Annotated in this window: 4 protein-coding genes; 3 read left to right on the plus strand and 1 reads right to left on the minus strand. The window is 41.5% G+C overall.

Annotated elements, in window-relative coordinates; genetic code table 11:
* Positions 1 to 316 precede the first annotated feature (316 nt).
* Complete coding sequence (gene bamD / locus C9J38_RS20760) at positions 317 to 1,045, minus strand: outer membrane protein assembly factor BamD (RefSeq protein ID WP_107208712.1); 729 nt, start codon at positions 1,043 to 1,045, stop codon at positions 317 to 319.
* 168 nt (positions 1,046 to 1,213) lie between these two features.
* Here bamD and rluD point away from each other — a divergent pair, with 168 nt between their 5' ends.
* The 3 genes from rluD (at position 1,214) to clpB (ending at position 5,665) form a co-directional block, all read left to right on the plus strand.
* The gene (gene rluD / locus C9J38_RS20765) at positions 1,214 to 2,188 is read left to right on the plus strand and encodes a 23S rRNA pseudouridine(1911/1915/1917) synthase RluD (RefSeq protein WP_005371544.1); all 975 of its coding nucleotides are present in this window, start codon (positions 1,214 to 1,216) and stop codon (positions 2,186 to 2,188) included.
* Positions 2,188 to 2,925, plus strand: a complete 738-nt coding sequence (gene pgeF / locus C9J38_RS20770; protein WP_107208713.1) for a peptidoglycan editing factor PgeF — start codon at positions 2,188 to 2,190, stop codon at positions 2,923 to 2,925. The genes rluD and pgeF overlap by 1 nt, the downstream gene beginning before the upstream one ends.
* 163 nt (positions 2,926 to 3,088) lie before the next feature.
* Positions 3,089 to 5,665, plus strand: coding sequence for an ATP-dependent chaperone ClpB (gene clpB, locus C9J38_RS20775; RefSeq protein ID WP_107208714.1), 2,577 nt, complete (start codon positions 3,089 to 3,091; stop codon positions 5,663 to 5,665).
* Positions 5,666 to 6,000 lie beyond the last annotated feature (335 nt).

The raw sequence follows: 6,000 nt of genomic DNA on the forward strand, positions 1-6,000 counted from the left end.
ATTATAGCCTTTAATAATTATCAGCAAAAAAATCTGTGATCATCTTGGGTTTGTAGCAAAAAAGTTTATAAAAAGTACTTGAGGTGAGAATAATATTTAAGGCAGTATGAAGGAAGGTGAAATGCTGGTGGCTAGTGCTAACTAGGGGTTTTATATAATAATTTTAATGCGATGAGTGTTTTTTAGTCATTGTAACTAGTCAGTGTAGCGATAAAAATCATTAATTAATGTTAAAATTTAAACACTATTTTAAATATAAAAAATGGCAGCTTATTTTTAAGCTGCCATTTTTTTATGAAATAAAGTGCACTACTGGTTAGTTGGCTGGGTTTAATTTCATTAATTTATCGGTGCGTTCAACTTCTTTTTGCAAGTTCAGCTTTTCATAAGCTGTTTTTTCCAGCGCTAATGATTGGCGTGCAGCTTCCGTATCAGGGTATAAACGTTGTACTTGCTGACAACGGTTAATTGCTGCAATCCATGCTCCACGACGAATATAGAAATCCGCAGTAGCTAAATCATAATTCGCTAAACGGTTTTTCAAAAAGATCATACGTGCTTTAGCATCTGCACCATATTCACTTTCAGGGTAACGCTCTAAAAGGTATTTAAAATCCTTGAAGGCTTGGCGTGATGGTGTTGGATCACGGTCAAATCGATTGATATTAAACATATCATGCATAAAGCTACGATCTTGAGCCATATGTGTTAAACCACTCATATACACAACCCAGTCAGCTTGTGGATTATCAGGGTTTAAACGTAAAAAGCGTTCAATCGTTGCTTCACCTAGTGCTAAATCATCACTTTTATAGTAAGCATAAATAAGATCTAGCTGTACTTGATCGGAATAAGCACCAAATGGGTAACGTGAATCTAGCGCTTCCAATTGTTCGATAGCCGATGTCCAATTTCCCTTTTGCAAAGCGGTCTGTGCTGATGCATATAAGTTTGATGGTGGCACATCTGGTATTACTTCTTCTTTACTCGAACAGCCTGAAAGAAGGGCTACGGCAAGAAGAGTCGTGATTGTCAGGCGTTTCATTGCGGCGTTAGTTTCCTTGATAAAAATTTTATTTTGCTCGATCCATTACGGTTAGAGCCGTTAACAGATACAATGACACTATATAGGTTACATCAAGCATAGTTTAAAGCTTGGTCCATTTTACGCAGCGTATGACAATTAGTCTCACGCTTTTTTAAAAAGTTCGCTATGGCACAGCAAATAGAATTGACAAACACAGTTGGTGAAAACCAATTAGGCATGCGCCTGGATCAGGTTATTGCTCAATTATATCCAGATTATTCGCGTTCGCGCATTAAAGATTGGATTTTAAACGGTATGGTTTCAGTGAATGGCGATGTCGTCAAGAAACCTCGTGAAAAAATGATGGGTGGCGAAGAGCTATTTATCCAAGCTGAGATCGAAGATGAAGTGCGTTGGGTTGCACAGGATATTCCTCTCGACATCGTTTACGAAGATGATGACATTCTTGTTATCAATAAACCTCGTGACTTTGTTGTTCACCCAGGCGCGGGTACGCCAGATGGTACGGTTCTGAATGCATTGCTGCATCATTGCCCATCTCTGGCTGAAGTTCCACGTGCGGGTATCGTTCACCGATTGGATAAAGATACTACCGGTTTAATGGTGGTTGCTAAAACGATTCAAGCACAAACGCGTTTAGTTCGTGCACTACAAAAGCGTAAGATTACGCGTGAGTATGAAGCGTTAGCTATCGGTCAGATGACAGGTGGTGGCACGATTGAAAAGCCAATTGGTCGCCACTCAACTAAGCGTATCTGTATGGCAGTACATGAAATGGGTAAAGATGCGATCACCCATTACCGTGTTGCTGAACGTTTCCGTGAACATACACGTATTGTATTACGTCTTGAAACGGGCCGTACGCACCAGATCCGTGTTCATATGTCATACATGAGCCACCCTTTAATTGGTGACGTGATTTATGGTGGTCGTCCTCGTCCGCCACGTGATGCATCTCCTGAATTTATTCAGGCACTGCGTGCGTTTGATCGACAAGCACTGCATGCACGTATGCTGCGATTAGATCACCCGATCACCGGTGAGAAGATGGAATGGCATGCACCGCTACCAATTGATATGGTGGCAATGATTGATATTTTGCGTAAAGACACGCAAGAAAATAACGAAGACGATTATTAATGAAAGTCATTATTCCTAACTGGCCAGCCTCGAAACATGTGCGCGCGATAAGTACGACCCGTTTAGGTGGTGTTAGTGCAGCTCCATATCATGAATTGAATTTAGGGCTACATGTTGGGGATGATGAAGCTGTTGTTAATCAAAACCGTGAATTGTTGAAACAACATTGTGGTCTTGTGGATTCTCCTGCATGGTTGAATCAAATCCACAGTGCTGATGTGATTGAGCTTAATGCTGAACTTTCATCAGTACCAGATGCTGATGGTAGCTTTACTCGTTCTCCGGGATTAGCCTGTGCCATCATGACTGCTGACTGTTTACCTGTTTTATTTTGCGATAAGCAAGGAACAGAAGTTGCTGCGGTTCATGCCGGATGGCGAGGACTGGCTACAGGTGTGATTGAGCACGCAGTGGAAAAATTTCACTGTAACGCAGCCGATATTATGGCGTGGTTAGGTCCAGCTATTGGGCCTAACGCATTTGAGGTCGGTGGTGAAGTGCGAGAACAATTTATGGCTGCCGATCCGAATGCCGAATGTGCTTTTATTCCGCATGGTGATAAATGGTTGGCTGATTTGTATTTACTAGCAAAGCAGCGTTTGAATCGATTAGGTATCACTGCTGTTTATGGTGGAGAGTATTGTACTTTTACTGATGAACAGCAGTTTTATTCCTATCGACGACAAGCGGTAACAGGTCGTCAGGCCTCATTGATTTGGTTAGCGGATAACAAATAGCACGTAATTGGTTAACGTCGTTAATTATTGCTAAGCGAGTGATCTTCATAAAGATCGCTCGCTTTTTTTTTGCAGCATTATATTGCGATTTATAGAGTTGAAAAATACCTGTTAAGTATCCATATATATAGCATTAGTTTATTTATATTTATTGGGAGAACTTATGCGTCTTGACCGATTCACCAGCAAATTTCAATCGGCAATATCTGATGCTCAGTCGCTGGCTCTAGGACGAGACCATCAGTATATCGAGCCTGCACACCTTATGGTGGCTTTGCTTAATCAAGATGGTAGTACCGTGCGTCCGTTGCTCACCCTTTTGAACATCGATATTACCCAGTTACGTTCACGCTTAGCTGAGCTATTAGACCGCATGCCTAAAGTAACAGGTATTGGTGGTGAAGTTCAGCTTTCACATGGTATGGGCGTACTGCTTAATATGTGCGATAAGTTGGCACAAAAGCGGAAAGATAAATTTATTTCTTCTGAGCTGTTTATTTTAGCGGCAGCTGAAGATAAAGGCCCATTGGGTGAGTTATTTAAAGAATTAGGTTTAACGGCGAAAAATATTGAACAAGCGATTGATCAAGTTCGTGGTGGACAAAAAGTCGATGATCCTAATGCTGAAGAAAATCGCCAAGCTCTAGAGAAGTACACGATCGATTTAACCGAACGTGCAGAGCAGGGCAAATTAGATCCTGTTATCGGTCGTGACGATGAAATTCGCCGTACTATTCAAGTATTGCAACGCCGTACCAAAAATAACCCTGTGATTATCGGTGAGCCTGGGGTTGGTAAAACAGCCATCGTTGAAGGATTAGCACAACGCATTGTTAACGGTGAAGTACCTGAAGGCTTGCGTGATAAGCGTGTCCTTTCTCTCGATATGGGCTCATTGATTGCGGGTGCAAAATTCCGTGGTGAATTTGAAGAGCGCTTAAAAGCGGTACTTAACGAATTATCGCAAGAAGATGGCCGTGTGATTTTGTTCATCGATGAAATTCATACTATGGTTGGTGCGGGTAAAGGCGAAGGCTCAATGGATGCCGGTAACATGCTAAAACCTGCATTGGCACGTGGTGAGCTTCATTGTGTCGGTGCTACAACATTAGATGAATACCGTCAGTATATTGAGAAAGATGCGGCACTTGAACGTCGTTTCCAAAAAGTGCTGGTGGATGAACCTAGTGTTGAAGATACCATTGCAATTCTTCGTGGTTTGAAAGAGCGTTACGAGCTTCATCACCATGTAGAAATTACCGATCCTGCGATTGTAGCAGCAGCAACATTGTCACATCGTTATATTTCAGATCGTCAGTTACCTGATAAAGCAATTGATCTTATTGATGAAGCGGCATCAAGCATTCGTATGCAGATTGATTCAAAGCCCGAATCATTAGATCGTCTTGAGCGTCGTATTATTCAGCTTAAGATTGAACAGCAAGCGCTAGAAAAAGAAGATGATGCCGCAAGTAATAAACGTCTCAGTGATTTGCTTGAAGAGCTAGATCTAAAAGAGCGCGAATATGCAGAGCTTGAAGAAGTGTGGAATGCTGAAAAAGCAGCACTGTCAGGTACTCAACATATTAAAGCAGAGCTTGAACAAGCACGTACTGATGTGGAAATTGCTCGCCGTGCTGGCGATTTAAACCGTATGTCAGAGTTACAATATGGTCGTATTCCTGAGTTAGAGAAGCAGCTAGATCTTGCCGCGCAAGCAGAAATGCAAGAAATGACCTTGTTGAAAAACAAAGTGACTGATACTGAAATTGCCGATGTTTTATCAAAAGCGACAGGTATTCCTGTATCAAAAATGCTTGAAGGTGAGCGTGATAAATTGCTTCGTATGGAAGACGAATTACACCATCGTGTCATTGGTCAAGATGAAGCGGTCGTTGCTGTTGCGAATGCTATTCGTCGTAGCCGTGCAGGTCTTGCTGATCCGCAACGTCCAATTGGCTCTTTCTTATTCTTAGGCCCAACAGGTGTAGGTAAAACAGAGCTCTGTAAATCACTGGCAAACTTTATGTTTGATAGTGAAGAAGCAATGGTTCGAATCGACATGTCCGAGTTTATGGAGAAACACTCAGTAGCGCGTCTAGTGGGTGCGCCTCCAGGTTATGTCGGCTATGAAGAAGGTGGTTACCTAACAGAAGCGGTTCGTCGTCGTCCATATTCAGTAGTATTACTGGACGAAGTCGAAAAAGCACACCCTGATGTGTTCAATATCTTACTTCAAGTATTAGATGACGGTCGTTTAACTGATGGTCAAGGTCGAACAGTAGATTTCCGTAATACGGTGATCATCATGACATCGAACTTGGGCTCAGATCGTATTCAAGAGCATTTCGGAAACCTTGACTATGAGGGGATCAAAGCACTTGTAATGGAAGTTGTTGGACAACACTTCCGCCCTGAGTTTATTAACCGTGTTGATGAAACCGTTGTGTTCCATCCACTGGGTAAAGAAAATATCAAGAATATTGCAAGTATTCAGCTTGAACGATTGAAAAAACGCCTTGCTGAAAAAGACTTCCGTCTAGATGTTGAAGACAGTGCGTTAGATATGATTGCCGAAGCTGGATTTGATCCTGTTTATGGCGCGCGTCCATTGAAACGTGCGATACAGCAATATATTGAAAACCCATTAGCGCAAGACTTGTTATCAGGTAAATTTGTTCCGGGTAAAGTGATAACACTGTCTGTGAAAGATGATGTAATTGTTGCTGAGCAAATTTAATTACTTCATTTAATCATTATGACTAAACGCCCTGCATTGAAGCAGGGCGTTTTTTTATCTAATAAAAACCATCTCTTTAGGTGAATTCTTGATCGTTAAAAGATGAATTGTTTAAGGATTGTTCAAGCGCGCATTTTTCTTTAAAAAAGGGCTTGTCAGCAAAAAATCTCTCCCTATAATACGACCTCACTGACACGGAGCAAGCCACTGGCTAGCAACCAAATCAGTATTGTTCTTTAACAATTTGACCATGCAATCTGTGTGGGCACTCGTTGAAAAGTTAAGTCGAAAGATTTATCAATGATACTAGTGACCAATTGATACGTAAGTATCAG

This window comes from Photobacterium sp. GB-210 (genome assembly GCF_003026075.1).
Lineage (GTDB): Bacteria > Pseudomonadota > Gammaproteobacteria > Enterobacterales > Vibrionaceae > Photobacterium.

Coding starts and splice junctions, on each gene's coding strand:
- clpB (WP_107208714.1), top strand. CDS start 3,089: ATGCGTCTTGACCGATTCACCAGCAAATTTCAATCGGCAATATCTGAT.
- bamD (WP_107208712.1), bottom strand. CDS start 1,045: ATGAAACGCCTGACAATCACGACTCTTCTTGCCGTAGCCCTTCTTTCA.
- pgeF (WP_107208713.1), top strand. CDS start 2,188: ATGAAAGTCATTATTCCTAACTGGCCAGCCTCGAAACATGTGCGCGCG.
- rluD (WP_005371544.1), top strand. CDS start 1,214: ATGGCACAGCAAATAGAATTGACAAACACAGTTGGTGAAAACCAATTA.